Raw genomic sequence first — 25,363 nt, forward strand, 5'->3', positions numbered from 1 at the left:
CGACCTTGGGATTTCCCGACCTTCGAAGACCGCCGATGCCCTTCAAACTTTAGAGCGATTTTATTCATGTTCGGGTGTGGCTAAAAAGCGGCGCTGATGCGAACGGACGGAGATAAGGGTTTAATCCAAGATGAGTGTTGCAGAGACAGCACAATCGTGGCTCGAAGGACACGCGCGGGACTACTGAGATACCTCGCCAAGATGACAATTCACAACTCAAGATCGTTCCGCAGGCGTGGCGCGCCTGACTTCAGCTCGATGACGAGGCGCACTTAGGTGAGTCGTTCCGCCCTCCTTCGTCGGCGATACGCCTCGGGTATTCTGCCCGTCGGGCAACCAATGGCCGAGCGGACCCGTCACAATAGTCGACCCGCAAATGCGCCGCAGGCGAAGGCAGCTCAATCCGTCAGGTCGAGCCGCATAAACTGGTTGTGCGGGCTTGCCTCATAGTCGGCGAACGGCGCGCAGGAGACAAAACCGGCGCTGCGGTAGAGCGAGATGGCGGGCGCGTGCAGGGCTGCCGTACCTGTCTCCAGGTTGAGGTGCACGTAACCCCGCCTGCGGGCTTCAGCGATGATATGGCTCAGCAGTGCGCGCCCTACCCCGGTGCCCCGCGCAGCCGGCGCGGCACGCATCGACTTCACCTCGCCATGCGTATGATCCAGCTCCTTCAGCGCACCGAACCCGAGCAGGACATCGTCCTGCCAAGCCGTCCAGAAGGTCACGGTGTCAGCCGAAAGGCCGGCGGCATCGAGAGCGAACGCACGCTCGGCCATGACGCTGCGCAGCTCCTCGAGATGATGTGCCAACAAGTCAGCGACATAGGGCGCCGTCGGATCGTCTCGTCTGATCTCCACCTCATCCCCCTGCTGTCGCACGCGTGCCACCGTTTAAGCACAGGTGGCACGCCCGCGGCGTAGCCGTTATCGATGCTATTCCCAAGTCAGCGCACCGCCGTTCTGGTACGCGATGACCCTCGTCTCGAAGAAGTTCTTCTCCTTCTTCAGATCCATCGCTTCCGACATCCACGGGAATGGATTGTCGACCTCGGCGAAAGCGAATGCGAGTCCGATTCAATCCTGGAGCGCGCCTCAACTTGGCGCGCTATGAGGTCCACATCCCGCCTGCAGGATCACGCAGTCCGGCGCGACGCTGCCGCTGCATGTCGCCTCGCAGCCGCTCACCAGCGACGCCACTGTCGCTTCCAGCACACGCAGCTCCGCAATCTTCGCCCTGATTGCACCGAGGTGCTTCTCCGCAAAGGTCCTCGTTTCGCTGCAGGGCACGCATCGCTGCACCGATGCGAGAAGTTCGCGCGTCTCGTCGATCGAGAAATCGAGATCGCGGCAGTGCCTGATGAGGCGGATCGCACCGAGAGCCTGTTCGCCATAGACGCGCTGGCCGCCTTGCCGCGCCGGCGGCATCAACAGGCCGATGCTCTCGTAATAGCGGATGGTGGGGACCGAGACGCCGGCCGCTTTGGCGAGGACGCCAATTCGCATGGAAGCTCTCACTTTTCGCTTGAACCTCAAGTGGCTTGAGGGCGTAGCGATCGGGTCCGCGACGCACAAGCATGAGGAGAATCACATGAGCGTTATTGGACCGTCCTGCAATCTTCCGTCCGAGACCTTGCCGGGATGCGGCTGCGCGGCGAAGGCAGAGCCGAGCGGCGGCAAGGCCGCAGGCACGGCGGTTGCGACTGCGGTCGCCGCGGCGGCCTGCACGGCGTGCTGTGTGCTGCCCTTCACATTGCCCGCTGTCGTGCTCGCCAGCGCCGGAAGCCTGATCGCCGCGCTCGATCACGCGCACGGCCTCATGACGAAGTTGTCGATCGCAATCGTGCTCTGCGCATGGGGCTGGATCGTGTGGCGATCGCGGACATCAGGCCTGAAAATCCGATCGTCGGTGCTGGCCGCGATGTGCGTGGCAACCGTCCTGACCGCGACGGCCGCGCTGTGGCCGGTGATGGAGCCCGCCGCTTTTCACGCGCTCGGGGTCGCCAAGAGGCCGAAAGCGCCAGCGGGCTGATGGATACGCTGACGATCTTCGGACTGCTGTCGGTCAGCGCGATGCTGCTGTTCTACGCGCTTGAGCCGCGCGGGCCTCGCTATGTGCTGGCCTTCGCGGCGGCGTGCGCGCTCAGCAGCGCCTACGGCTTTCTCCAGGGCGCCTGGCCGTTCGGGTTTGTCGAGACGGTGTGGACGGCGGTCGCCTTGCGGCGGTGGGCGAAGGTCCGGTCATAGACATGACCGGACTCTCGTCTCGTAGCCCGGATGGAGCGCAGCGCAATCCGGGAAAGCTGCGCATGCCGGGCGGGCAGCCCCGGATTTCGCTTCGCTCCATCCAGGATACCAGTCAGCCACTCAGGCCGACATTGCGCCCTTGCGCCCGAACGGATCGACCAGGCGGACGATCTCGCAGGCCGCGACGAGGCCGGCGAGCCAGACGGCGCTGGTCAGCCCGATGCGCGTCACGATGGCCGCAGTGAACGCGCCCTCTCCGCCCAGGAACGGCGTCGCGGCGAGCAGCGCGAGCTCGTAGGCGGCGTAGGCGGCGACGAGCGCGATGGCCAGCATCAGCGGCGTGCGGCCCTGCGGCAGCAGGCGGAGGACGGTCGATGCCGTTGCGGTCGACAGCAACGCAGCCGCGCCGATCACAAAGCCCCAAGCGATGGTGCTGCCGTCAATGGGATAATGCAGGACGCCGAAGCCGATGGTCTGGTTCACGAGCCAGGCGCCGGTGACGACGAGCAGCGCCGGACGCATCGGCAGCATCGCGGCGGCGACGACGGCGAACGCCGCAAACGGCGTCGCGCAGGCAAGCGCGAGGCTCGCGAGCGCGCATGACACGGTCAGCAGCGCAAAGCAGAACATCGGCGCAAGGCGCGAGGCGACCGGATGAAGGCGGAAACGATCGGCGTGGGGCGGCAGGATGGTGACAGTCATGGAACGATCTCCTTGTGGGATTTGTAGCACATTTTTGACGTCTGACTCAGTGAAGAGCCTCCATGGGATCTTCAGTCTCGGCTGGATCGCGCCGGTCGTAGGCGGCAAGCCAGGCGGCGAGTGTCACGGTGTGCGGCTCCATGGCCGCCAATTGGCGCAAGGCCACGCGAACGGTGGCGCGCGCCGTGCGATCGGATGGAAGCGTCACCGTCTCAGGTCCCCGCCCCTCCGCGACCGCCTCGACCACGGCCCTCTTGCACGCCATTAGCTCCGGCAGCCCATAGAGTTCGAGCAGCGCCTGGAAGGCTGCGTGATGATCCGGCCGGAAAGCGCGCTTGCGGCCGAGCTGATCGCGCAGCGGATGGGCCGGATAGAGATGCGCGCAGGGGATCCATCCCTCGGGCAGCGGCTCGGTGGCGGCATGGGTACGGCCATGCGCGAGCAGCTTTGGCAGGACGTGGGTGTGCGGGCCGTCAGGGCTTCGCCCGCCCGGCGGCGGGATCGGCTGGAATACCTCGGCGCGCCCGATGCGGCTGATGAAGACGCGGTGCGGATTGGCAGCCAGAATGATCCGCATGGCGTCGCTTTCGGGCGCGAACACGGATTGGCCCGTGCGGCTCCTGAGTGCGGCAATGGCGTCGGCATCGCTGACGCGGATGCAGGCGTCGATCTGCAACGCTCCGAGGCCAAGGTCGAACAGGATGCCGCTGCGATCCCTCCTCTGGAGCGACTCGATATCCGGGCCGAGCTCGGTCAGCACGGTACGACCACTCATGACGCTCGCTTCATGCGGAAGACACAGCGCGATGCGGTGGCTCCAGCTCTCCGTGGTCGGCGATTCCGACGCGATCAGGCGCAGATCCGGGTGGGAGACAACGCGTATCCCACCCTTCTGCGCCACGACGCTGATCCGGTTGCGCGACTGCTCGATATCGAAGGCTTCGCCGGGCTCGCGCGTGAACTCGGCAATGGCACCGAACGTGCCGACGCTCCAGCCGGCCTCAGCGTCGGCAAGCTGGCTTGCGATCAGGTCCATGAGCGGATCGGCCGTCGTCATGAGGCTTCTCTCCCTCGCTATCTGACGTCGTAATTCGCCAGGCGAATGCCGCCATAGACGCCCAGTGCCGGCTGCAGAAAGCCGGTCGGATTTTGATAGTGCACATTGGCGAGATTATCGACCCGGCCAAACACCTTCACCTGGTCGGTGACCAGATATTCGGCTGCGACGTTGACGATGGTGTAGGCCGAAGCCAGCAGACGCGGAATGCTGAAGTCACGGTTGCCATCGACGAAACTCCCGACGTGCAACACGGTTGCGGACAATGTGAGCGGGTCGATCGGATTCCAGATGACATTCGCGCTCCACTTCTCCTTCGGACGCCTCAGCAGCTCCAGTCCCGCTGTCACATCGACCGCGCGGGTAAAAGTGTAGTCGGCACGAACGCGAAGCCGGTCGGTGATCGCCGCCGCGACGAAGCTCTCCGTGCCCTCCGTGATCGCCTTGCCGATATTGGTGTTGGTGCTCGTGAATGTCACGGGATCGAACGTGCTCTGGATCAGGTCCGTGATGTTGTTGCGGAAGTAGGTCGACCCGAAGCGAACGCGATCGCCAAACAAGGGTTGCTCGAAGCCCGCGTCGTATCCGACGCTTTCCTCGGGCCTGAGGTTGGGATTTGCAAAGAAGAAGAACGCGGGAAAGCTCACGTAAAGCTGGTTGAGCGTCGGCGCCTTGAACCCCGTGCCGTAGCTTCCCTTGAACTTCGTATCCGTGACCGGCACGATCACGGCAGACGCCAGACGAAAGGTCGGATGCTCTCCAAACCGCTCGTTGTCGTCCTGCCGGACGTTGGCCGTGAAGAAGACGCGATCCCGGAACTGGGACTGCAGCTCCATATAGCCGGCCTTGTTGACGTTTTGCGCCGAGAGCATCGCCGTTTGCAGTGTTTCGGTCTCATGCTCCGCGCCAAGGATGACATTGCTGTTGGGCGCGAGCTGGGTCGTGGTGTGCCAATCATACTTGACGCGGTCGCCGGTCGTGATCGTGGCCATCGCGTTGCCGGGCGAGATGTTGTAGTTCCAGTGGTTGGTGTAGTTGACGCCGAAATAGCTCGTCATCCGGTCGTCGAGAGCAGACCAGACCGCCTCCCCGCGCGTGAAGAGCTGGTGCACCGTCTGCGTGCTTTGCGCGGCCGCGGGAAAGCTCGCGAATGTGACGAGATCGAAGGTGTCTCCGGTAAAGCGGAGGGTGGCGTCAGTGTACCGCGCCACGCCGTTGAGCGTCAGGCGTTCGCTCAATTCGGCGCCAAGCTTCGTCGAATAAGTCATGTTGTCGTAGTTGTTGCCGATCGCCTTCTGCCCCGGCGGCAGCAATTCGACCGGCGTCACCGGCACGTCGTTCGCGTGGAAATGCGCAACGTTGAAGGCATAGTTGAAGTGGTCCTGTGAACCGCTCAGGCCTGCGGTTTGATTGAACGTTCCGAACGAGCCTCCCTCGACCGAGCCGGTCGCGCGGGCGGGACCGTCGCCCTTCTTCGTCACGATGGAGATCACGCCCCCCAGCGCGTCTGCGCCGTAGAGACCGCCCTGCGGACCGCGCAGGACTTCGATCTGCTGAATATCGGAGGTGAGCAACTGGCCGAAATCAAACGAACGGTTCGGGTTGCCGGGATCGCTGACGTCGATGCCGTCGATCAGGACCTTGGTGTGGTTGGAATTCGTTCCGCGCATGAAGATCGACGTCTGTCCGCCGGGACCGCCGGTCTGCACGAGGTTCAAGCCAGGAACCACGCTCAGCGCATCGGATGCGGTCCGGCGCTGATCGCGCTCGATGTCTCTGGCGGTCAGAACCGTCACCGAGCTCGCAACCAGATTGGTCGGCGTGACAACGCCCGTCGGGCTGACGACGACCGTCGGAAACAGGTTGGCCGCGGATACCCCGGCAACCGGGGGCGACGCCGGCACCAGCTCGGGCTTAGGGACCCGAGCGAAGCGCCGCTCGGGCTTGTCGGGCGCAAGCCGCGCGACTTGCGGCTTGGCCGCACGCGCGGTCGGCGCGACCTCGACCGGCGGCAGCAGATCGGGCGATGCCGATTGCTGGGCCTGGGCAATGGACAGATCGAGCGAAGACAGGGAAACGAGCACGACAAGGCCGGCGCGGAAGCGCCTGGCGGCAAAGACAATACGGGACACTCTTGTAACCTCGGTATGACGTCAGTGGCACGTCACAGCGAACGATGTTTCACGGCGGAGCGTTCGATTGCTCCGGTGAAGCTAATGTCTGTACTCCCCGACCGACATCTTCGCGTGTGACCACGGCTGACGGCAGGTCTCCTGGCTCGCGGGTCGTTACCTTACGTCGCCTTCCCAGGACCGAGATTCCCAGTGGCATATGACGAAAGATTCACCGCTTACAGTTGCGGGGGCAGCCGTGGCGTTGAGAATATCCCGGTATCGGGAAAATCTCGCACCACGTTCCCTTTTGATCTCCGTGAGGAGAACCGTCACCGGCCAATCTAGGGGGCGGGCAAGCGGAGAGTCAATCGGCCGGTTGCATCACGGTCAAAGCACCGCACCGGAGATTGAGCCGGCGCAATCAGGCCGGCTCCCGTTCCGAATGCGTCCTGATCACCGCCCGCTCGCCGGCATCGACGAGCTGGCCGATGCCGGTGCGGCCCGTGAGCGCGCAGCGGATGATGTTCTCGGCAACGGACCTGCGAAAGCAATGGTCCTCACCGATTGGGCGATTGCGGCAGACCCGATCCAGCGCCAGCTTCATGTTGATCCGGGTGCGGGTGTCGAAATGCTCGCTGATCATTCGCAGGGCCTCGATGCGTTGATGTCGGAGCGGAAACGCGTCGGCCTAGGCCGGGTTCCAAAAACGGACCGCGCAAGGTGTTGCGCAGAGCTGATTGCGCCCAATCTCTTGGTTCTGTGACAGGCGGGTTACGCCCGCCCTCTTGGCCGCTGGGCCTGAGCCCAGGCCGCGCCGACGTCGCGCAGCGGGGCGTCGCTGCGCCGGATCGGGGTCAGCTCACCGGAGGCCGAGATGATGGCGGTCTCCTCGCGGCGACAGCGCGGGCATACGAAGCGGACCTCGTGCGGCGACGAAGACCAGCTCGAACGTTTGACGTTGGCCGCCATCGGCCATGCATCGCAATGCGAGCACGACACCAGGAACCGACCGGGATCGAGCATACCCATTCCATAGGACTCCGCGTCCTGCCTGCCCCTTCAATGACTGACCCATGTGAATCGTTCCGGTGCCCGAGCACCGTCCCCCCTAGCTCCAGGCAGCGCCGCCGCTCAGTGGGCGCCCTTGAGGGTGCATGACGTGGTGCAGGTGACGGTGTTGCCGTGGTCGCACGCCTTGCAGGCGGCAACGCACTGGTTCATGTCGCGGGGATTGTAGGAGCTGTAGCTCCGCATCGCACAGACCGGGGTCGAGCCGGTGATGTCCTGCTCCTGATTGCAGGCGGCCATCATGAGCGCGAAGATGAGGACTGCAACAAGGCGCATGGGATTGCCCTGGTAGGGAGCGGCAAAGCGACGTCGGCGAGGTGCGCTGCACAGCAACGGATCTCGGCATTCCCACCGCGAGCAATCATGGATCGCGACGCCCGCATCCCGGAAGATGCGCGCCAAACATTAAGAACGGCTTGCGGTCGGCGTCAGGCCGCGGCTTTGGTCGCGATCACCTTCCGCATATCAACCGCCAACTGACGGTATTGCTCCGAGAGTTTCAGATAGAACTCGCGCTTGGTGCTGTCGGTCGCGAGCTTGGCGATCAGCTCGCATTCGGCGGTGAGCGTCTCGAACCGTTCCAGCCTGTCCTGAAGTTCTGTCATCGGCGTGTCCCCATCAAACGCCTCAAGGGACGACTAACCTAAGCCCGGGAATTAGGTCACTGCGAACATCGTTATCAAGTAGAAGCGTTTTTTCCGGCAAGGGCGGTGCCGGCCCGGCACGGACGACTATTTCTGCTCGAGCCGCCATGCGCCGTCCCAATTGGCGTCCGGCGGATTGGCCTCGAACTGCGCGATGCGGCCGAGCAGCGTGCGCGAGGGACCGTCGCCGGGCACGGCTTCGAGCGCCGTGTTGAAGGCGGCGCGAGCCTCGTCGAAGCGCCGGGCGCGATAGGCGGCGAGGCCTTCGGCATAATGCGTGCGCAGGCTCTGCTGCGGGACGCTGAGCCCGTGCGCCTTGCTCATCACCTCGAAAATGGCTTGTGGCGCACTCTGCCCGGCCACCGCGAGACGATCGATCTCGCGCAGCTCGCAGCTCGAGCCGATCGCGTCCGCACTGGCCTGCGAGATCAGGATGCGGGTGCCGTAGGTCTTGTTGACGGCCTCCAGCCGTGAAGCCAGGTTCACAGCGTCGCCCATCACGGTGAAGCTCATCATCAGCTCGGAGCCGATGCTGCCGGTCAGGACCTCGCCGGTGGCGATGCCGATCCGCAGATCGCACGGCGCCGGCATGGCGCGGATGCCGAGCAGGTCCGGCAACTGCTTCTGGAGCGCGGGCACCTGATCGGCCATGTCGATGGCGGCGAAGCAGGCGAGCAGCGCCGGCTCGTCCTCCTCGATGAAGGGAGGCCCCCAATAGGCCATGATGGCATCGCCGATATACTTGTCGATGACGCCGCGATTGTTCCTGATGGGACCGGACATCACCGTGAAATAGTGGTTCATCACCTTGACGAGGCCGCGCGGGGTCATGCCTTCGCTCATCGAGGTGAAGCCGCTCATGTCGCAGAACATGATGGTCATCACCCGGCGCTGGCCGTCGATGGCGACCTCCGGCCGGTCGATCAGCCCCTGCACCACCTTGGGATCGATGTAGCGGCCAAAGGTCTCGCGGATGCGCTCATTGTGCCTGAGTTGCTCGACCATGCGGTTGAAGGCGGCGGCCAGTTCGCCGATCTCGTCCTGGGTCGAGACCGTGATCGGCCTGTCGAAGCGACCGGCCTCGACCTCGCGGGTACCGGCGAGCAGCAGGCGCACCGGCCGCGTGATGCCGCTCGAGACCAGCAACGCAAAGGCAAATCCGACCACCGCTGCGAGGATGGTGACGATGCCGGAGATGATGATCGCCTTCCGCTGTTGGCCGACCACGGTCGACGTCGAGGCATAGACCTGCTTGAGCATGTCGGCACGAATGCCGTCGATCCTCTGGTTGAACTGGTCGCGCAGCGCGTCGAGATGCTCCAGCGTGCCGCGCGCCTCAGGCATCTGCTTGGCATCGATCTGCTTGAGGAGCTTGGCGTGCGCCTCGTTCATGCCCTGGCGCAGCTCTGTGACGGCGGTCTCGATACGGGTGTCGATCCGCGCCAGCGCGGCATTGTCCGAGGGCGTCCTGGAATCGTCGATGATCGCGTTGATGTGGCTGCGCGCGTCCGAGGTCTCCGCCTCGATCTTGCGGTCGGCCTCGTCGAACTCTTTCAGCCGTGCAGCGTACGCCTCCTCGTCCGGGGCTTCCTGCATCTTCATCATGACCATGCGCCGCAGCGCCACCGACCGCTCCAGCGAGCGGATATTGGCGCGCGCCAGATCGCCATAGGCCGGGATGTAGCGGTTGGTCAGCTCGTCCAGGAGGACGCCGACCTGGCTCGACATCACCATCGAAAGAATCGAGGTGACCAGCATCAGGACGATCAATCCGAGGGCGATCCCGACGATCTTGCGCCTGATCGACTGGTTGAAAAGTGGCATGAGCGGTGGGGTTAGAGCTGAAAGGACCGGTTGGGAACTCAATACACCGGTTTTGGCGGCGGGAACACGCGCAATCTGGCCCTTGCGACGCCCCGACCGCGCTCAACCGTCGCGCGAGCCCTATTCGTTAACGAGGATTAAAGACGATACCCTTTCCGCCATTTCGGAAGTTCCCGAGTTCCCATCGGTATTTTGCCGCATTGTTGAAGGAGCGTGAGGACTGCGAAACGGTGTCGTGGCATCGTTTTGGGTGTCGTCTTTGATTCTCAAGCCGCATGTCGTCGCGGACCTTGGTTTGTAGTGGTTTCGCAGGGGGACCATCGAATGAACCAGTGCCTACGCTCGCTCGCGTGTGTCATTGCCGTGGCCGCATTGGCCCTTCTTCCTGCCGAGCTGGCAGCGAAGAGCGGTCACAAATCGTCGGCGTCGAAGAAAACGCATGAGACGAAAGCCGGCGGCAAGCAGCGTCACGCTGCCGCGAAGTCGCGCCACGGCAAGCATGCCGAGGCCAAGCGCAAGTCCAAGAAGGACGACGACGATTCGGACAAGCCGAAACCTCCGCCGCTCACCGGCGACCTCGCCGCGCTGAAGGACGCCATCGATCTCGCGCGCAAGGGCAAGACCGACGACGCCAGCGCGGCGCGCGACCGCATTGCCGACCCTGCCGGACAGAAGCTCGCCGACTGGTTCATGCTGCGCCATTCCGAGAGCACGGCACCTTTCAAGCGCTACGCCGCCTTCCTCGCCGCCAACCCGGACTGGCCGAGCAGCGCCCTGCTCCGCCGCCGCGCCGAAGCGCGGCTGTGGCAGGAGAAGAGCGACGCGGCGACCGTACACAAGTTCACGATGGACCGGCCGACCAGCGCCAAGGGCAAGTTCGCGCTCGCCCGCGTGCTCCTGAGTGAAGGCGACAATGACAGGGCTACGCGTCTGGTGCGCGAGGCCTGGCGCACGGACGAATTGTCCGAGCGCAGCGAGGAGGATTCCTACGAGGCGTTCCACGATCTCCTGACCGCGGACGATCATCGCGCCCGTATGGACAAGCGCCTCGGCGCCAAGGACTACGCCGGTGCAAGGCGCGCCGCAAAACGGCTTGGCGAAGATGCGCTCGCGATCGTCAAGGCCTGCTCGGCTGTCACCGGCAAGGCCAACAAGGCCAAGGATTATCTCGAGGACGTCTCGACCGAAGCACGCCGCGATCTCGGCTACGTCCTCTGCCGCGCGCAGTGGCATCTCCAGAACGACCGCATCGACGACGCCGCCGAGGTGATCCTCGCCGCCGCGCCCGACATGATGGCGGCCCAGGACACCGATGCCTGGTGGCGCGAGCGGCGCCTGCTCGCGCGAAAGCTGCTCGACCAAGGCAAGTTCAAGACCGCCTACGACGTGGTGCGCGCGGCCGTGGTGCCCGCGATGGAAGTCTATCGCGTCGACTACCACTTCATGTGCGGCTGGATCGCACTGCGCTATCTCGACGATCCAAAGGCGGCGATGGTGCATTTCGCCGCGATCGACGAAGGCTCGGCCAATCCGATCGCGCTGTCGCGTGCGCATTACTGGCGCGGCCGCGCGGCCGAGGCGATGGGGGCGACCGCGGATGCGCGCATGAGCTATCAGGCCGCGGCGCGCTATCCGACCGCCTATTACGGCCAGCTCGCACGCGCCAGGCTCGGTCTCGACGGGATCGAGCTGCGCCCGCCCTCGCCCGTGCTGGCCGCGGCCGACACTCCGCCCGCGGACGAGCGCGTCCGCGCCGCCGAGATGCTCTACGGCATCGGCGAGCGCGACATGGTGTTCTACTACGCCGAGGATTTCGCCAAGGAGAGCACCGACGTCGCAGCGCTGGAAGCGCTCGGCGAGCTCGCCGGGCAGCGCAACGACGCGCGCGTGATGCTGGAGGTCGGCAAGTCGGCGCTGGCGCGCGGGCTTGCGCTCGACCATTACGCCTTCCCGACCATCGGCATTCCCGAGCACAAGCAGGTCGCGCCCGCAATCGAGACCAGCGTGATCTATTCGGTCGCGCGCACCGAAAGCTCGTTCGACCAGCGCGACAAGTCCCCCGCCAACGCGGTCGGCCTCATGCAGGTCACACCGGAGGCGGGCCGCGATACCGCAAAGCGCTTTGGCCTGACCTATGACTGGGACAGGATGGTGTCCGATCCCGTCTACAACACGCAGATGGGCGCGGCCGAGCTCAGCGCGCTGCTGTCGGAATATCGCGGCGACCAGATCATGACCTTCGCCGGCTACAATGCCGGCCGCGGCCGGGTGCGCGAATGGGTGCAGGCGCGCGGCGACCCGCGCGACCCCAAGGTCGATCCGGTCGACTGGGTCGAGCGCATCCCGCTGTCGGAGACACGCAACTACGTCCAGCGCGTGATGGAGAACGTGCTGGTCTACCGCGCCCGGTTCGAGGGCAGCGGCACAGCCACGGCGAAGTCCGAGCAACGCGTCACGACGCACGCAGTCAGCGCGGCACCCACGGCAGCGGCCGCAGCCGCCGCGCCCTAGCTTCGCAACGCCGGGGCTGGACGCGGCGCGAAGCTGGATGCAGTGACTGCGGCCGACCACTCTGCGCGGCCCGCATCGGTACGCTAGCCGTCACCTCCTTCCGTGCTCAGAAGGTTCGTGCGCGCGCAGAAATGCTTCCGTCAGCGCGCCCGAGAGCGCGCCGAATTGCATCATCCAGCTCCAGCTCGAAATGGCCGCTAAGACCGTGACCATCTCGAGCGAACTGCGGTAAGGCCAGAGCGCTTCCATGCTCGTCTGCTGATACCGGCGGTAGCAATCATACTCGCAGTACTGCCGTTGCGTGGACACATGCCGGACGTAACTCGAGCCCAGCGGCCGGGCGCACGCGCTGCAGGTGACGCCATGGCGCGGTTGGTCCTGGTTGACGAGCATGAATTTCAACGTCCTGTCCTCCCCTGTCGGCCGCCGCATCGGCCGATGCGCCTCGCCCACCCGTCAGCTCATGACGCCGCTTGCGCTCGCCTCTCGATCAACGGCGCCGCTTCGTGATGGAGCGCGTAACACTCGTAGCCGCAATAGGGCAGCAGCGTCTTCGCGTCGCGCAGATAACCGCCGCTGATCTCCTCGCAGCACCATAGACAGAATGTTTTGCGGAAGGGGGTCCTGCCGTTCACCAATATGAATCTCACGTGGCACCTCCCAACGCGAAGCAGTAGACCGTGTCGACCAGAGAGGCGGACGGCGGCGGCGCGCAAAGATGGTTGCGGCCGTCGGGATTGTCCCTGTTTCGCTCTACCTTCTGGGATGGAATGAGGATGTACTTCCCGTCCTCCCGGCGCCGCGCGTAGATCCTGCCGTCGACGTATCGCACCTCGGTCGGGTAGCAATCCGCGCTGTTGCAGCAGCTGAGCACGGGATTGTCGGGCATGTGCCAGCTGGAATAGAACTTCTCGTGCAGGAGCTGATCCTGGAGCGGATGATGACGATGTGCACCATCCTGCCCGAGTTCGTCGGCCTTCACTCCCGTTATCAACGGAAGCGGCAGCGCGATCATCAAGAGGAGCTTGCAAGCACGGTTCAGCACGCAGCCTCCGGTTCAGAATTGCCGAATGGAGCCGATCGAAGGGCTAATCCTCAGGCCGCCTGGAACCGAAACAACCATCGGCGGTCGCGTTCGCGGCGCGCCCTGAAGCGATCGAGACATTTTCTGGAGCAGAGCGGCGTTCGCCACGAATAATATCGGATCAGACCAAACTTGCCGCTACAGACAGCGCAGGCTTTTACAGCAGGACCACGCTCGGAGTGTTCAGGCGTATCGCACATCATGCTCTCCTCCCGGCTCTCATGGTCGTGGCTTCGCGCGTACGCTGACGCCCGACCATCCACGCTCGTTACTGAAATGCGGCCTCTCAATCGCGACCCGCCAATCGTGCGGCAGGTCGGGCAATGGACGCAGAGCTATCGGCAGCACATCGAGCTAATCGCCGGCTTGTGGCCTTGCACATCGCGTCCCTTCGATGGTTGTGAGACTAATCCGCATGCAACGGACGACTCAATTGTACGGAAGTAAATGTGCGCTATGACTTGGGATGCGCGAGCTATACGTAGGTTTGTCCCGTAGTTTTTCGGGCTTCGCCGCACCTTCGCAACGAGACGGCGCAAGGGCGGCAGGCTGCACGGCTGCCGCGAGTTTCGGCGCGCAGTTCTACCTTGGTCGGAGGGAATTGCTCCCCTGGTTGCAAAGTGCTCTACTTGCTTCGACCCTGCGAGCCGGGACGCCCGCGATGATGCCTGGCCAAATCGCGAAATTTGGGAATTCGGCCGCACAATTGCTGCTCGGCGGCCTCGCGGCGCTTCGATCTTTCGGCGCCGGCGAGAAGGACAGTCCCGCAGTCGGTGATGACTCGCGACAGGACATCCGCGATCTACGCGACGCCGTGAAGCAGTGGCGCGAGGTGTTCGAGCACAATCCGGTCATGTACTTCATGGTCGATCCGGCCGGAACGGTGCTCAACGTGAACACGTTTGGCGCCGCACAATTGGGCTACACGGCGGCCGAGTTGACCGGCCAATCCGTGCTGAACGTCTTTTTCGAGGAAGACCGCGACTTCGTCCGTCAATGCGTCGGGTTGTGCCTGGAAACCGTGGACCAGTCGCATACCTGGGAGATTCGCAAGATCCGCAAAGACGGCTCGGTTCTCTGGGTCCGTGAAAACGCCAAGGCGATGCTGCGCGGCGACGGCACGCCGGTCGTGCTGGTCGCCTGCGAAAACATCACCCAGCGCAAGGAGGCGGAGGATGCGCTGCGGCAGAGCGAGGCCTACCTCGCCCAGGCTCAGGAACTGAGCCGCACGGGCAGCTTCGGCTTGAGCCCCGCGACCGGCGAGATCTTCTGGTCGAGGGAAACCTTTCGCATTTTCCAATGTGACCCGGCAATGCAGCCGAACCTCGGCTTCGTTTTTCAGCGCATCCATCCGGAGGACCGCGATGCGGTCCGCAAGACCCTCGATCGGGCCTTCCGCGAAGCGGAGGATTTCGACCATGAATATCGCCTGTTGATGCCGGATGGATCGATCAAATATCTCCATTCCGTGGCACGCGCGGTGAGACGTGCATCCGGCTGCGTCGAGTTCGCCGGCGCTGTCACCGATGTCACGATTGCAAAGGAAACAGAACAGAGGCTGCGCCGCAGTGAGGCCTATCTGGCCGAAGCCCAACGCCTCAGCCATACGAGCAGCTGGGCCTGGGACGTGCGTCGTCAGGAGTTTGCCTACCGATCGGCTGAACTCTACCGCCTGTTCGGATTTGAGCCGGACCAGACCGATGTCCCGGCGCGGGCTTTCCAGCAACGGATCCTCGCCGATGACTTTCAACGAATTGCCGACATGGAACGTCGCGCAATCCAGCAGGGGGAGCCCTTCGAAATCGACTTTCGGATTGCGCGTCCGGACGGCTCGATACGACGGGTCCATACGGAGGGACATCCTGTCAAAGGCGGCGATGGCGATGTGATGGAAATCATCGGCACGCACGTGGACGTCACCGAGCAGTTCGTCGCAAAGGAAGCACTGCAAAAGGCCTTTGACGAGCTCAAGCAATCCGAGCAGCGCTTCCGCGATTATGCCGAAACCGCATCGGACTGGTTTTGGGAGACCGGGCCGGACCACCGCATCACCCGGATATCGGAACACGCCGACACGGCCAGTCCGGTGCCGACCGGCTTGATCGGGCTGACCCGTTGGGACATTCCGCCCGATGCCGAGTTCGAGCCCGAGAAGTGGGAGCAGCATCGCGCGGCGCTCGATGCCCACCTTCCGTTCCGCGACCTGGTTTACCGCAGCAAGGATCGCAGCGGATCTCCGATTTACGTGCGCACCAGCGGCAAGCCCTTCCATGACGAGAATGGTAACTTCCTCGGCTACAGGGGCGTCAGCAGCGATGTGACGGCGGCGATCCGCACCGAGCAGGCCGAAGATGCCCTGCGCAAAGCGCAAGCCGAGCTCGCTCACGTCACGCGCATCACGACGCTCGGCGAGCTCACCACCTCGATTGCCCACGAAATCAACCAGCCTCTTGCTGCCGTCATTTCCAATGCGGACGCCTGCATCGGCTGGCTCGGCCGCGACCCGGCCGATCTGGATGCTGCGCGCCGTTCCGTGGAATGGATCGTCGAGGACGCCAATCGGGCCAGCGAGGTGATCCGCCGAATTCGGGCGCTCGCGAAAAAGACCGAGATCGAGATGGTCCCACTCGATATCAATCAGGTCGTGAGGGAGGTGATGGCCCTCGTGCGGCGCGAGCTCGCCACCCATGCCGTGTCGGTGCGGATGGAGTTGTCGTCCGGCCTGCCCAACATTTGCGGCGATCGGATCCAGCTCCAGCAGGTGCTGATCAACCTCGTCATGAACGGGATCGAGGCGATGCAAGCCAATGTCGAGCTCCCGCGCGAGCTGGCGATCCGCTCCAGTCGGGACGGCGACGGGCACCTGCTCCTTACCGTGACAGATCGCGGTGTCGGCCTTGACCGCGACGTGACGAACCGCATCTTCATGCCGTTCTTCACCACAAAGGCGAGCGGCCTGGGGATGGGACTATCGATCTGCCGATCGATCATCGAGGCTCACGCGGGCCGGCTTTCTGCATTTCCAAACGAGGGGAGCGGCGCAACATTCCAGATTGCCCTGCCCTTCCCGCAAGAGGCCGCGTCGTGACTGACCAGGCCAAGCCAACACAGATGCAGGCACAGGCAGGGGCCGACGATCCGATCGTCCTGATCGTCGATGACGATCCGTCGATGCGGCGTGCGCTCACCAATCTCTTCCAATCGGTCGGCCTCAGGGTGGAGGCCTTCGGCTCGGCGGCGGAGGTCTTGGAAGCCAAGCCGCCGGTGGTCCCCAGTTGCCTCGTGCTCGATATTCGCCTGCCCGGCTCGAGCGGCTTCGACCTCCAAGCGGACCTCGTGAAGGCCGACATTCGCACGCCCATCATCTTCATCACCGGTCATGGCGATATCCCGATGACCGTCAGGGCCATGAAGAGCGGCGCCATCGATTTTCTGACCAAGCCGGTGCGCGACCAGGACATGCTGGATGCAGTCCAGGCTGCGATTGAACGGGATCGCAGGCGGCGCGATGCCGAGAAGTCGGTGTCAAGCGTGCGCGCTCGCTTCGAAGGCCTGACGGCGCGTCAGCGCGACATTCTCGTCCTGGTTGCGTCAGGCCTGATGAACAAGCAAGTCGCTGCCGAGCTCGGATTGGCTGAGATTACCGTCAAGATCTATCGCGGGCAGATCATGCGGAAAATGGGCGCGAAGTCATTGGCCGATCTCGTCAGAATGACCGAGACGCTCGGAATCCCACGCCCGGGGGGAAAAGTGCAAACCTAAGTATGCTTTCCAAGCTCGCCCCGAGGGCCCACCCTCCGGTGGGTGCTGTACCATGATCGGCGGCTCCCCGATCAGGAGCGATCATCTTGTCAGTCCTCTCGGTCATTTCCATCATTGACGATGATCCATCAGTCCGCCTTGCGACGAACAATCTCCTGACGTCGCGGGGCTACACCGTCTGCATCTTTGGCTCCGCTCTCGAATTTCTCCAGTCGGCCGAACTGAAGACGACGTCCTGCGTGATCGCGGATGTGCAGATGTCCGTCATGGGCGGGGTTGATCTTCTGATGCATATGCGCGGCCTTGGTCATCGCACACCGTTCATCTTCATGACCGCCTTTCCCGACGATGCCGTGCGCGACCGCGCGCTGAAAGCTGGCGCCATCTGCTTTCTCGCAAAGCCGTTTTCAACGCCGGCCCTGATCAATTGCCTGGAGAAGGCCCTGTCGAAGCACAGCGAAGCCAAGACGTAACGCGGCGCCGCGTGAACCTGATTGCTCCACAGGGTGCGGCGACTTGACGTTGTGGCCGCATCCGAAGAGGCAGGCCGCCTCAATCCACCTTGATGTCGGCGGCCTTGATAATCGGCCACCATTTTGCGATTTCCGCCTTCTGGCGGGCGCCGAGCGCTTCGGGCGTGAGCTGATCCTTGGGCGTCATCTCGAGGCCCTGGCTCTCGAGCTGCTTCTTCACGGCGGGATCGTTCAGCGCTTCCACCGCGGCCGCATTGAGCTTGGTGACGATCTCCTTCGGCGTGCCCTTCGGCACCCACAGGCCCGACCACAACGTCATGTTGAAGCCTTTCAGCCCCGCCTCGGCTGCCGTCGGAATGTCCGGCGCCGACGAGAGCCGCTTGTCGTCGGTGATGGCATAGGCGCGGATCGTGCCGGCGCGGACCTGGTTGATGGAGTTGGAGGTCTGATCGATGATGACGTCGATCTGGCCGGCGATGAGATCGTTCAGCGCGGGCGCAGTGCCGCGATACGGCACATATTGCAGCTTGATGCCGCTGACGCTCTCGAAATAGACACCGGCGATATGGCTGCCGGAGCCTGCGCCCGCAGTGCCGGCGGTCGGCGGCGACGGCCGCGACTTCAGCCACTCGGTGAGCTCCTTCAGCGAGGTCGCGGGCACCGCATTCTTGCTCACCACGATCATCGGATTGCTCGGCAGCAGCACTACCGGCTCGAGGTCGGCGACGAGGTCGTATTTGAGCTTGTAGACGGCGCCGTTGGCAACATGGGTGCCGAGATGGCCGAAGGAGATGGTGTAGCCGTCCGGCGCCGATTGCACGGCGCGACCGACGCCGATCGAGCCGCCCGCACCGGTGACATTCTCGATCACCAGCGGCTGGCCGAGCGTCACCCGCATGCGCTCGGCGAGCACGCGCGCCATCGCATCCGACGGGCCGCCGGCGGCGAAGGGAACGATGACGGTGATGGGATGTGAGGGATAGTCGTCGGCGCGCGCGGCGCCGGCCACAGCGAGAACACCGATCAGCCCGGCTAAGATGGCCTTCTTCATTGTCTTCTCCCCAGCGATGTCTTTGTTGTTTTTTGTGCCCTCCCGCGTACGGGAAGAGGGATCGGTCGTGAAGAGACGAAATGACGCGCCGGGGCGCGATCATCGCGCTCCGGCGGTCTGATCGTGCCTAGAACTGCGTGTAGTCGATCGGCTTGTGGCGATCGAGCGTGCGGGTGACCGGCGGCAGCGGGTATTTCAGGCCGGTCGCGCAGTTGAACAGCATCACGCGGTCGGTCTTGCTGACGCGGCCGTCGGCGAGGCTGTCCTTGTAGGCGGCGTAGGTCGCGGCGCCCTCGGGACAGAGCAGCAGCCCCTCCTCGCGCGCGACCTCGTTCAGCGCCGCCGAGATCTTGTCGTCGTCCACCGCGATGGCAAAACCCTTGCTCTCGCGCACCGCGCGCAGGATCAGGAAATCGCCGATCGCCTGCGGCACGCGGATGCCCGACGCAATCGTGTGGGCGTCTTCCCAGCGCGTCGCATGCTCGGTACCGGCGTCATAGGCCCGCACCATCGGCGCGCAGCCCGACGCCTGCACCGCGACCATGCGCGGGCGCTTGGAGCCGATGAACCCGATCTTCTCCAGCTCGTCGAAAGCCTTCCACATGCCGATCAGGCCGGTGCCGCCGCCGGTCGGATAGAAGATCACGTCGGGCACGTCCCAGCCGAGCTGCTCGGCGAGCTCCAGGCCCATCGTCTTCTTGCCCTCGATACGGTACGGCTCCTTGAGCGTGGACGTGTCGAACCAGCCAACCTTCGCCTTGCCTTCGCCGACGATCTTGCCGCAATCGTCGATATAGCCGTTGACGCGATAGACGGTCGCGCCTTGAAGCTCGATCTCGCTCACGTTCACTTCCGGCGTGTCGGCCGGGCAGAAGATCGTGGTCTTGATGCCGCAGGAGGTCGCGTAGGCCGCAAGCGCCGCACCGGCATTGCCGTTGGTCGGCATCGCCATGTGCTTGATGCCGAGCGCCTTGCCCATCGACACCGCCATCACGAGGCCCCGCGCCTTGAACGAGCCGGTCGGCAGGCGTCCCTCGTCCTTGACGATGATCTCGCCGCCGCCAAGCTTGGCGCCGAGCTTCGGCAGCCGGATCAGCGGCGTCGTGACCTCGCCGAGCGAGACGATGTCCTTGCATTTGCGCACGGGCAAGAGCTCGCGGTAGCGCCACATGTCGCCAGGACGCTGGGCAAGCGCGTCCTTGGTCAGCACCTTCTTCACGCCCGCGAGGTCGTAGCGCACCAAAAGCGGCTTGCCGGCCTTGGAGAGATTGTGGACCTGGTCGGCGGCGTAATGATCGCCCTCCATCGCGCATTCGAGATGCGTGACGAAGGTCGGGCGTTCGATGGTCAGATTGTCGTTATCATGCATGGGTTGACCCCTCTTGTTGTTCTACTTGGTTGCTATTGAACTCGTCACCCTGAGGTGCCGGAGCGAAGCGGAGGCCTCGAAGGGCGACGAGCCCGGCTGCTGCATCTCGGCCGTTCACCCTTTGAGGCTCGCCCAACGGCGCAATTGCGCCGCAAGGCTCGCACCTCAGGATGACGGATCGGGCACGGCGCCGCCGCCCAATCCTCAAATATTCAACACCCTTCCATACGCATCCAGCACGGCTTCCTTCATCATCTCCGACAGGGTCGGATGCGGGAACACCGTGTGCATCAGCTCTTCTTCGGTCGTCTCCAGGTTCATGGCGACGACGTAGCCCTGGATCAGTTCGGTGACTTCAGCACCGACCATGTGGGCGCCGAGGAGCTGGCCGGTCTTCTTGTCGAAGATCACCTTGACCAGGCCCTGGTCTTCGCCGAGCGCAATCGCCTTGCCGTTGCCGACGAACGGGAAACGGCCGACGCGGATCTCTCGGCCACTTTCCTTGGCCTTGGCTTCGGTGAGGCCGACGGAGGCGACCTGCGGCTGGCAATAGGTGCAGCCCGGGATCAGGTTCTTGTCCATGGGATGCGGATGCAGGCCCTTGATGGCCTCGACGCAGATCACGCCTTCATGCTCGGCCTTGTGCGCCAGCATCGGGGGACCGGCGACGTCGCCGATGGCATAGATGCCGGGGACGTTGGTCTTGCCGTAGCCGTCGATGACGATACAGCCGCGGTCGGTCTTCACGCCGAGCTTTTCGAGGCCGAGATTCTCGATATTGCCGACGACGCCGACCGCCGAGATTACGCGCTCGAACTCGGTGGTGACGGGCTTGCCCTTGCCGTCGTCGATGGTGGCGACGACGCTGTCGGCCTTCTTCTCCAGCTTCGTGACCTTGGTCGAGGACATGATCTTGATGCCCTGCTTCTCCAGGCGCTTGCGGGCGAGGCCTGCAATCTCGGCGTCCTCGACGGGCAGGATCTGCGGCAGAACCTCGACCACGGTGACGTCGGAGCCCATGGTGTGGAAGAACGAGGCGAACTCGATGCCGATCGCGCCCGACCCGACGACCAGCAGCGACTTCGGCATCGTATCCGGGACCATCGCCTCGAAATAGGTCCAGATCAGCTTCTTGTCGGGCTCAAGGCCGGGCAGCACGCGCGGCCGCGCACCGGTTGCAATAATGATGTGCTTGGCTTGGTAGCTCCCCTCGCCCAGCGCGCCCTTCGGGCCCTCGACGTCGGACTTCTTCACGGTGACCTTGCCGGGCGCATCGATCGAGGCCGCGCCCCAGATCACGCTGACCTTGTTCTTCTTCATCAGGAAGCCGACGCCGTCGTTCAGCCGCTTCGAGACGCCGCGCGAACGCTGCACCACGGCCTTCGGGTCGAACGAGACCTTCTCCGCCGACAGGCCGTAATCCTTGGCGTGCTGCATGTAGTGATAGATCTCGGCGGAGCGCAGCAGCGCCTTGGTCGGGATGCAGCCCCAGTTCAGGCAGATGCCGCCGAGATAGGATTTCTCGACGATGGCAACCTTGAAGCCGAGCTGGGCGGCGCGGATCGCGGTGACATAGCCGCCGGGGCCAGAGCCGATGATGATGACGTCGAAGGATGTATCGGCCATGGCGGCTCCCGTTCAACTCAAGCGGTCGTTGCGCCGCGGGCGCGGCGATTGCGGATGTAGGTTCTGATCAGCCATTCCGAGAGAATGGCGGCCGCCATGACGGCGAAGATGGTGAGCGCGATCGGCGCCCAGATGTTACGCGACAGCGCTTCGCCGGCGAAGAAGGCGGAGTCAACGATGTCGCGGCCGAGCGGGCTCAGCGTGAGGATCAGCGAGACCAGCATCGAGATCCAGGGCCAGCGCGTCCTCATGCGCCATCTCAGACCATCATCATGACGGGATTTTCGATCAACTGCTTGAACGCGCCGATCAGCTCGGCGCCAAGCGCGCCGTCGATGGCGCGGTGATCGCAGGACAAGGTCACGCTCATCATGTGCGCGATCTCGATCTTGCCGCCACGCACGACCGGCCGCTCCTCGCTGGTGCCGACCGCCAGAATGGTCGCATGCGGCGGGTTGATCACGGCGGTGAAGTGGCTGATGCCGAACATGCCGAGGTTGGAGACCGCGGTGGTCCCGCCCTGGTATTCCTCGGGCTTCAGCTTGCGCGAGCGGGCGCGCGCGGCGAAATCCTTCATCTCGTTGGAGATGGTCGAGAGCGTCTTGGTCTCGGCCTTACGGATGATCGGCGTGATCAGGCCACCGGGCATCGCCACGGCGACGCCGACGTCGGAATGGTGATGCTTGACCATGCCGCTTTCGGTCCAGCTGACGTTGCAGTTCGGGATCCTCTGGAGCGCAACGGCCATCGCCTTGATGACGAAGTCGTTGACCGAGATCTTGTAGAGCGGCTTCTTCTCCTTGTCCTTGGGAGCAGCCGCATTGATCTCCTCGCGCGCGGCGAGCAGCTTGCCGATGTCGCAGTCGATGGTGAGGTAGAAGTGCGGGACGTTCTGGATCGACGCAGTCAGGCGTTGCGCGATCGTGCGGCGCATGCCGTCATGCGGCACGATCTCGTAGGAGCCGGGCTCGAACAGCGACAGGATCTGCTTGTCCGACATGGTCGGCGCGATCGAGGGCGCCCCGGACGGCGCAGCGGCAGGCGCCTTCAGGCCCTTGCCGGACTTGGCCTGCTCGACGTCGCGGGCGACCACGCGGCCGTGCGGGCCGGTACCGGTCACCATCGACACGTCGATGCCGGCGTCCTTGGCAAGACGGCGCGCGAGCGGTGATGAGAACACGCGGCCGCCATGGCCGTTGCTCTGCGCGGCCGGAGCTGCGGCCTGCGGCGCCGGTGCAGCGGCAGGCGGCGGCGCAGCCTTGGGCGCGGCAGGCGCAGCTGCGGGAGCCGGCGCAGCGGCGGGCGCTTCAGCAGCTTTCGGAGGTGCGGCCGAGGCGCTGGGCTTGGCGGCACCAGCCGCCTTCACGTCCTCGCCTTCGCCGGCCAGCACCGCGATCACGTCGTTGACCGGGACGTCCTGCGTGCCCTCGGGCACGAGGATCTTGGCGATCGTGCCTTCGTCGATCGCCTCGACCTCCATGGTCGCCTTGTCGGTCTCGATCTCGGCGATGACGTCGCCGGATTTGACCTTGTCGCCTTCCTTCTTCAGCCACTTGGCGAGGTTGCCCTTCTCCATTGTCGGCGAGAGAGCGGGCATCAGGATGTTGATGGGCATGCTGACCTCAAGAAGAACTTTTCAATACGTCGTCTCCGACAGCGAAGACGACCAGGTTTAGTTGCCGATGTCGCCCTGCCACAGGCGCTCGTTGGCAGGGATGGAACGCCAATTCTTCATCATGGTGATGGAGCGGTCGTCGGCAAGGTCGATCCAGGGGATGCCGAACTTGTCGAGGATGTCCTTGGAGCCCGGGAAGGTGACGGATTCTCCGATCACCACCAGCTTCACCTTGAACAGAGCGAGCGCGCCGGCGCACATCGAGCATGGCGACAGCGTGGTGTACATGACGGTATCGTGGAACGAGATCACGCCGGCCTCGCGCAGGCAGCTCATCTCGCCGTGGAGGATGACATTCTTTTCCTGCACACGGTTGTTGTGGCCGCGGGCGATGATCTCGTTGCCGCGCGTCAGCACGGCGCCTATCGGCAGGCCGCCCTGCGCGATCGAAGCCTCCGCCTTACGGATCGCCTCCAGCATGAAATCGAAATGAAGGGCTTCGATCGCCACGATCAGTGCCCCTTCCCGCGCGGTGTCGTCGTGCCCGTATCGGTCGGCCGCTCAATCTCCGCCTGGAACATCTCGAGGATCCGGCTCAGCGCGTCCTCCTCGGTGTATTCGCTCTCGCGCGCATAGGCGCGCGCCGCGTGGCGGGCGAGATCGACGAGCAGGAGGCCCCACATATCGGGCTCCTCGAAAGCGCGCTGGAACGCCATCGACAGCCCGCCGTCCAGCACGAATACGCGCAGGATCTCGACCGCATCGTCGCGGGCGAGGACGTCGGGTGGTAATGGCTGCTCCTTCGGGCCCGCCATGATCTACCTGTAGCAGACGGCTTTGGCGGCCTCGACCACTTCGGCTGCCGACGGCAGCGCGAGCTTCTCCAGGTTCGCGGCATAAGGCATCGGGACGTCCTTGCCGGAGACGCGCGCGACCGGCGCATCCAGATAGTCGAACGCGTTCTCCATGATGCGCGCGGCGATCTCGGCGCCGACGCCGCTCTGCGCCCAGCCCTCTTCCACCGTGACCGCACGACCGGTCTTCTTGACCGAGTTGACGATGGTCTCGGTGTCCATCGGCCGTAGCGTGCGCAGGTCGATCACCTCGGCCTCGATACCGTCCTTGGCGAGTTCGTCGGCGGCTTTCAGCGCATAGGTCATGCCGTTCGACCAGGAGATGATGGTGACGTGGCCGCCCGAACGCACGATGCGCGCCTTACCGATCGGGATCACGAAGTCATCGAGCTTCGGCACTTCGCCGGTATGGCCGTAGAGCACCTCGTTCTCGAGGAAGATCACCGGATTGGGATCGCGGATCGCAGCCTTGAGCAGGCCCTTGTAGTCCGCTGCGGAGAACGGCGCGACCACCTTGAGACCCGGGACGTTGGAATACCAGGACGAGTAGTCCTGGCTGTGCTGGGCGGCGACACGCGCGGCGGCGCCGTTCGGGCCGCGGAACACGATCGAGCAGCCCATCTGGCCGCCGGACATGTAAAGCGTCTTGGCCGCCGAGTTGATGATCTGGTCGATCGCCTGCATGGCGAAGTTGAAGGTCATGAACTCGACGATCGGCTTCAGCCCGGTCATCGCGGCACCGACGCCTATGCCGGCAAAGCCGTGCTCGGTGATCGGCGTGTCGATGACGCGCCTGGCGCCGAACTCCTGGAGCAGGCCCTGCGTCACCTTGTAGGCGCCCTGGTATTCGGCGACCTCTTCGCCCATCACGAAGACGTCGGCGTCGCGGCGCATCTCTTCGGCCATTGCGTCGCGCAGCGCTTCGCGGATGGTCTGCGTCACCATCTCGGTGCCGGCGGGCAATTCAGGATCGGGTTCGGCGACGGCCTGGGGTGCGGGCGCAGCCTTGGGCGCCGAGATCATCGGCTTGCCTTCGCCGACCGGCGAGCGGGATTCGGCGACTTCCTGCGCGACGCTCGGCGCGGGCGCGGCCGGCGCCTTGGCGAGATCGGCGGCGCTCTCGCCATCGGCGAGGATGGTCGCGATCGGCGTGTTCACGGCAACGTCGGCGGTGCCCTCGGGGATCAGGATCTTGCCGAGCGTCCCCTCGTCGGTCGCCTCGACCTCCATGGTCGCCTTGTCGGTCTCGATCTCGGCGATGACGTCGCCGGATTTGATGGTCTCGCCCTCTTTCTTCAGCCACTTGGCAAGGTTGCCCTTCTCCATCGTGGGCGACAACGCGGGCATCAGCACTTGAATTGGCATA

General features: G+C 64.3%; 27 protein-coding genes, 1 pseudogene and 1 riboswitch. Of the genes and pseudogenes, 6 read left to right on the forward strand and 22 right to left on the reverse strand.

The window, feature by feature from the left end:
* Nucleotides 1-398 precede the first annotated feature (398 nt).
* The 3 genes and pseudogenes from AB7008_RS27490 to AB7008_RS27500 form a co-directional block, all read right to left on the reverse strand.
* On the reverse strand, nucleotides 399-857 hold the full coding sequence (locus tag AB7008_RS27490) for a GNAT family N-acetyltransferase (protein ID WP_304489945.1): 459 nt from the start codon (nucleotides 855-857) through the stop codon (nucleotides 399-401).
* Between the two features lie 75 nt (nucleotides 858-932).
* Nucleotides 933-1,073, reverse strand: a pseudogene (locus AB7008_RS27495) (ribonucleotide-diphosphate reductase subunit beta); the annotation flags it as partial.
* Between the two features lie 18 nt (nucleotides 1,074-1,091).
* Nucleotides 1,092-1,502: a MerR family transcriptional regulator gene (locus AB7008_RS27500; protein WP_304489946.1), complete on the reverse strand. Its 411-nt coding sequence runs from the start codon at nucleotides 1,500-1,502 to the stop codon at nucleotides 1,092-1,094.
* 85 nt (nucleotides 1,503-1,587) lie between these two features.
* Here AB7008_RS27500 and AB7008_RS27505 point away from each other — a divergent pair, with 85 nt between their 5' ends.
* Together AB7008_RS27505 and AB7008_RS27510 are read left to right on the forward strand one after the other, a co-directional pair.
* Entirely contained in the window at nucleotides 1,588-2,028 is a 441-nt protein-coding gene (locus AB7008_RS27505; protein WP_304489947.1) for a hypothetical protein, read from the forward strand.
* Nucleotides 2,028-2,243 (forward strand): hypothetical protein, encoded by a 216-nt coding sequence (locus AB7008_RS27510; RefSeq protein WP_304489948.1) that lies wholly within the window; start codon nucleotides 2,028-2,030, stop codon nucleotides 2,241-2,243. Before AB7008_RS27505 ends, AB7008_RS27510 begins: the two co-directional genes overlap by 1 nt.
* 120 nt (nucleotides 2,244-2,363) lie before the next feature.
* Here the strand turns inward: AB7008_RS27510 and AB7008_RS27515 are convergent, their stop codons facing one another.
* The 8 genes from AB7008_RS27515 to AB7008_RS27550 form a co-directional block, all read right to left on the reverse strand.
* The gene (locus tag AB7008_RS27515; protein ID WP_304489949.1) at nucleotides 2,364-2,945 is read right to left on the reverse strand and encodes a hypothetical protein; all 582 of its coding nucleotides are present in this window, start codon (nucleotides 2,943-2,945) and stop codon (nucleotides 2,364-2,366) included.
* 46 nt (nucleotides 2,946-2,991) lie between these two features.
* A complete protein-coding gene (locus AB7008_RS27520; RefSeq protein WP_304489950.1) occupies nucleotides 2,992-4,002 on the reverse strand; it encodes a DUF6925 family protein in 1,011 nt (336 codons plus the stop codon).
* Between the two features lie 17 nt (nucleotides 4,003-4,019).
* Nucleotides 4,020-6,134, reverse strand: a complete 2,115-nt coding sequence (locus tag AB7008_RS27525) for a TonB-dependent receptor plug domain-containing protein (RefSeq protein WP_441259820.1) — start codon at nucleotides 6,132-6,134, stop codon at nucleotides 4,020-4,022.
* Nucleotides 6,135-6,248: 114 nt separating this feature from the next.
* A riboswitch (cobalamin riboswitch) is annotated at nucleotides 6,249-6,462 on the reverse strand.
* A 75-nt stretch (nucleotides 6,463-6,537) separates the two neighbouring features.
* On the reverse strand, nucleotides 6,538-6,759 hold the full coding sequence (locus tag AB7008_RS27530) for a hypothetical protein (RefSeq protein ID WP_028156094.1): 222 nt from the start codon (nucleotides 6,757-6,759) through the stop codon (nucleotides 6,538-6,540).
* Between the two features lie 128 nt (nucleotides 6,760-6,887).
* Nucleotides 6,888-7,145 (reverse strand): hypothetical protein, encoded by a 258-nt coding sequence (locus AB7008_RS27535; RefSeq protein ID WP_248877749.1) that lies wholly within the window; start codon nucleotides 7,143-7,145, stop codon nucleotides 6,888-6,890.
* 102 nt (nucleotides 7,146-7,247) lie between these two features.
* Nucleotides 7,248-7,460 (reverse strand): hypothetical protein, encoded by a 213-nt coding sequence (locus AB7008_RS27540; protein WP_441259821.1) that lies wholly within the window; start codon nucleotides 7,458-7,460, stop codon nucleotides 7,248-7,250.
* Nucleotides 7,461-7,612: 152 nt separating this feature from the next.
* Nucleotides 7,613-7,789, reverse strand: coding sequence for a hypothetical protein (locus AB7008_RS27545; protein ID WP_014495028.1), 177 nt, complete (start codon nucleotides 7,787-7,789; stop codon nucleotides 7,613-7,615).
* A gap of 126 nt (nucleotides 7,790-7,915) precedes the next feature.
* Nucleotides 7,916-9,652, reverse strand: coding sequence for an adenylate/guanylate cyclase domain-containing protein (locus tag AB7008_RS27550; RefSeq protein ID WP_441259822.1), 1,737 nt, complete (start codon nucleotides 9,650-9,652; stop codon nucleotides 7,916-7,918).
* 324 nt (nucleotides 9,653-9,976) lie between these two features.
* Here AB7008_RS27550 and AB7008_RS27555 point away from each other — a divergent pair, with 324 nt between their 5' ends.
* A complete protein-coding gene (locus AB7008_RS27555) occupies nucleotides 9,977-12,163 on the forward strand; it encodes a lytic transglycosylase domain-containing protein (RefSeq protein ID WP_304489954.1) in 2,187 nt (728 codons plus the stop codon).
* Between the two features lie 90 nt (nucleotides 12,164-12,253).
* On the opposite strand, the gene AB7008_RS27560 is transcribed toward AB7008_RS27555, so the two are convergent.
* The 3 genes from AB7008_RS27560 to AB7008_RS27570 form a co-directional block, all read right to left on the reverse strand.
* A complete protein-coding gene (locus AB7008_RS27560; RefSeq protein WP_304494205.1) occupies nucleotides 12,254-12,556 on the reverse strand; it encodes a hypothetical protein in 303 nt (100 codons plus the stop codon).
* A 68-nt stretch (nucleotides 12,557-12,624) separates the two neighbouring features.
* Nucleotides 12,625-12,813 carry a hypothetical protein gene (locus AB7008_RS27565; RefSeq protein WP_084795121.1) on the reverse strand — a complete coding sequence of 63 codons (189 nt, stop codon included), beginning with the start codon at nucleotides 12,811-12,813 and terminating at the stop codon, nucleotides 12,625-12,627.
* Nucleotides 12,810-13,208, reverse strand: coding sequence for a hypothetical protein (locus AB7008_RS27570; protein WP_244464259.1), 399 nt, complete (start codon nucleotides 13,206-13,208; stop codon nucleotides 12,810-12,812). Before AB7008_RS27570 ends, AB7008_RS27565 begins: the two co-directional genes overlap by 4 nt.
* Before the next feature lie 700 nt (nucleotides 13,209-13,908).
* On the opposite strand from AB7008_RS27570, the gene AB7008_RS27575 reads away from it, so the two are divergent.
* The 3 genes from AB7008_RS27575 to AB7008_RS27585 all read left to right on the forward strand — a co-directional run bounded on the left by AB7008_RS27575 (nucleotide 13,909) and on the right by AB7008_RS27585 (nucleotide 17,482).
* A complete protein-coding gene (locus AB7008_RS27575) occupies nucleotides 13,909-16,335 on the forward strand; it encodes a PAS domain-containing sensor histidine kinase (protein ID WP_441261253.1) in 2,427 nt (808 codons plus the stop codon).
* Nucleotides 16,332-17,009, forward strand: a complete 678-nt coding sequence (locus AB7008_RS27580) for a response regulator transcription factor (RefSeq protein WP_441259823.1) — start codon at nucleotides 16,332-16,334, stop codon at nucleotides 17,007-17,009. Before AB7008_RS27575 ends, AB7008_RS27580 begins: the two co-directional genes overlap by 4 nt.
* A gap of 86 nt (nucleotides 17,010-17,095) precedes the next feature.
* A complete protein-coding gene (locus AB7008_RS27585; RefSeq protein ID WP_028149588.1) occupies nucleotides 17,096-17,482 on the forward strand; it encodes a response regulator transcription factor in 387 nt (128 codons plus the stop codon).
* Between the two features lie 79 nt (nucleotides 17,483-17,561).
* Here AB7008_RS27585 and AB7008_RS27590 read toward each other — a convergent pair whose 3' ends face one another.
* The 8 genes from AB7008_RS27590 to AB7008_RS27625 form a co-directional block, all read right to left on the reverse strand.
* The gene (locus AB7008_RS27590; RefSeq protein WP_304489956.1) at nucleotides 17,562-18,533 is read right to left on the reverse strand and encodes a tripartite tricarboxylate transporter substrate binding protein BugD; all 972 of its coding nucleotides are present in this window, start codon (nucleotides 18,531-18,533) and stop codon (nucleotides 17,562-17,564) included.
* A gap of 127 nt (nucleotides 18,534-18,660) precedes the next feature.
* Complete coding sequence (locus AB7008_RS27595; protein ID WP_441259824.1) at nucleotides 18,661-19,902, reverse strand: threonine synthase; 1,242 nt, start codon at nucleotides 19,900-19,902, stop codon at nucleotides 18,661-18,663.
* 204 nt (nucleotides 19,903-20,106) lie between these two features.
* Nucleotides 20,107-21,528 (reverse strand): dihydrolipoyl dehydrogenase, encoded by a 1,422-nt coding sequence (gene lpdA / locus AB7008_RS27600; RefSeq protein WP_441259825.1) that lies wholly within the window; start codon nucleotides 21,526-21,528, stop codon nucleotides 20,107-20,109.
* Nucleotides 21,529-21,545: 17 nt separating this feature from the next.
* On the reverse strand, nucleotides 21,546-21,779 hold the full coding sequence (locus tag AB7008_RS27605; protein ID WP_063983083.1) for a hypothetical protein: 234 nt from the start codon (nucleotides 21,777-21,779) through the stop codon (nucleotides 21,546-21,548).
* An 8-nt stretch (nucleotides 21,780-21,787) separates the two neighbouring features.
* The gene (locus AB7008_RS27610) at nucleotides 21,788-23,143 is read right to left on the reverse strand and encodes a pyruvate dehydrogenase complex dihydrolipoamide acetyltransferase (protein WP_039148145.1); all 1,356 of its coding nucleotides are present in this window, start codon (nucleotides 23,141-23,143) and stop codon (nucleotides 21,788-21,790) included.
* A gap of 57 nt (nucleotides 23,144-23,200) precedes the next feature.
* Nucleotides 23,201-23,653 carry a nucleoside deaminase gene (locus AB7008_RS27615; protein ID WP_441259826.1) on the reverse strand — a complete coding sequence of 151 codons (453 nt, stop codon included), beginning with the start codon at nucleotides 23,651-23,653 and terminating at the stop codon, nucleotides 23,201-23,203.
* A gap of 2 nt (nucleotides 23,654-23,655) precedes the next feature.
* Nucleotides 23,656-23,958 (reverse strand): DUF5076 domain-containing protein, encoded by a 303-nt coding sequence (locus AB7008_RS27620; RefSeq protein WP_028149595.1) that lies wholly within the window; start codon nucleotides 23,956-23,958, stop codon nucleotides 23,656-23,658.
* 3 nt (nucleotides 23,959-23,961) lie between these two features.
* Complete coding sequence (locus AB7008_RS27625) at nucleotides 23,962-25,362, reverse strand: pyruvate dehydrogenase complex E1 component subunit beta (protein ID WP_441259827.1); 1,401 nt, start codon at nucleotides 25,360-25,362, stop codon at nucleotides 23,962-23,964.
* Nucleotide 25,363 lies beyond the last annotated feature (1 nt).

Origin of the sequence: Bradyrhizobium sp. 521_C7_N1_3, from assembly GCF_052075975.1 — a bacterium.
GTDB classification, from domain to species: Bacteria; Pseudomonadota; Alphaproteobacteria; order Rhizobiales; family Xanthobacteraceae; genus Bradyrhizobium; species Bradyrhizobium japonicum.

Coding starts and splice junctions, on each gene's coding strand:
- AB7008_RS27500 (WP_304489946.1), bottom strand. CDS start 1,502: ATGCGAATTGGCGTCCTCGCCAAAGCGGCCGGCGTCTCGGTCCCCACC.
- AB7008_RS27505 (WP_304489947.1), top strand. CDS start 1,588: ATGAGCGTTATTGGACCGTCCTGCAATCTTCCGTCCGAGACCTTGCCG.
- AB7008_RS27510 (WP_304489948.1), top strand. CDS start 2,028: ATGGATACGCTGACGATCTTCGGACTGCTGTCGGTCAGCGCGATGCTG.
- AB7008_RS27515 (WP_304489949.1), bottom strand. CDS start 2,945: ATGACTGTCACCATCCTGCCGCCCCACGCCGATCGTTTCCGCCTTCAT.
- AB7008_RS27520 (WP_304489950.1), bottom strand. CDS start 4,002: ATGACGACGGCCGATCCGCTCATGGACCTGATCGCAAGCCAGCTTGCC.
- AB7008_RS27530 (WP_028156094.1), bottom strand. CDS start 6,759: ATGATCAGCGAGCATTTCGACACCCGCACCCGGATCAACATGAAGCTG.
- AB7008_RS27535 (WP_248877749.1), bottom strand. CDS start 7,145: ATGGGTATGCTCGATCCCGGTCGGTTCCTGGTGTCGTGCTCGCATTGC.
- AB7008_RS27540 (WP_441259821.1), bottom strand. CDS start 7,460: ATGCGCCTTGTTGCAGTCCTCATCTTCGCGCTCATGATGGCCGCCTGC.
- AB7008_RS27545 (WP_014495028.1), bottom strand. CDS start 7,789: ATGACAGAACTTCAGGACAGGCTGGAACGGTTCGAGACGCTCACCGCC.
- AB7008_RS27550 (WP_441259822.1), bottom strand. CDS start 9,652: ATGCCACTTTTCAACCAGTCGATCAGGCGCAAGATCGTCGGGATCGCC.
- AB7008_RS27555 (WP_304489954.1), top strand. CDS start 9,977: ATGAACCAGTGCCTACGCTCGCTCGCGTGTGTCATTGCCGTGGCCGCA.
- AB7008_RS27560 (WP_304494205.1), bottom strand. CDS start 12,556: ATGCTCGTCAACCAGGACCAACCGCGCCATGGCGTCACCTGCAGCGCG.
- AB7008_RS27575 (WP_441261253.1), top strand. CDS start 13,909: ATGATGCCTGGCCAAATCGCGAAATTTGGGAATTCGGCCGCACAATTG.
- AB7008_RS27590 (WP_304489956.1), bottom strand. CDS start 18,533: ATGAAGAAGGCCATCTTAGCCGGGCTGATCGGTGTTCTCGCTGTGGCC.
- AB7008_RS27595 (WP_441259824.1), bottom strand. CDS start 19,902: ATGCATGATAACGACAATCTGACCATCGAACGCCCGACCTTCGTCACG.
- lpdA (WP_441259825.1), bottom strand. CDS start 21,528: ATGGCCGATACATCCTTCGACGTCATCATCATCGGCTCTGGCCCCGGC.
- AB7008_RS27605 (WP_063983083.1), bottom strand. CDS start 21,779: ATGAGGACGCGCTGGCCCTGGATCTCGATGCTGGTCTCGCTGATCCTC.
- AB7008_RS27610 (WP_039148145.1), bottom strand. CDS start 23,143: ATGCCCATCAACATCCTGATGCCCGCTCTCTCGCCGACAATGGAGAAG.
- AB7008_RS27620 (WP_028149595.1), bottom strand. CDS start 23,958: ATGGCGGGCCCGAAGGAGCAGCCATTACCACCCGACGTCCTCGCCCGC.
- AB7008_RS27625 (WP_441259827.1), bottom strand. CDS start 25,362: ATGCCAATTCAAGTGCTGATGCCCGCGTTGTCGCCCACGATGGAGAAG.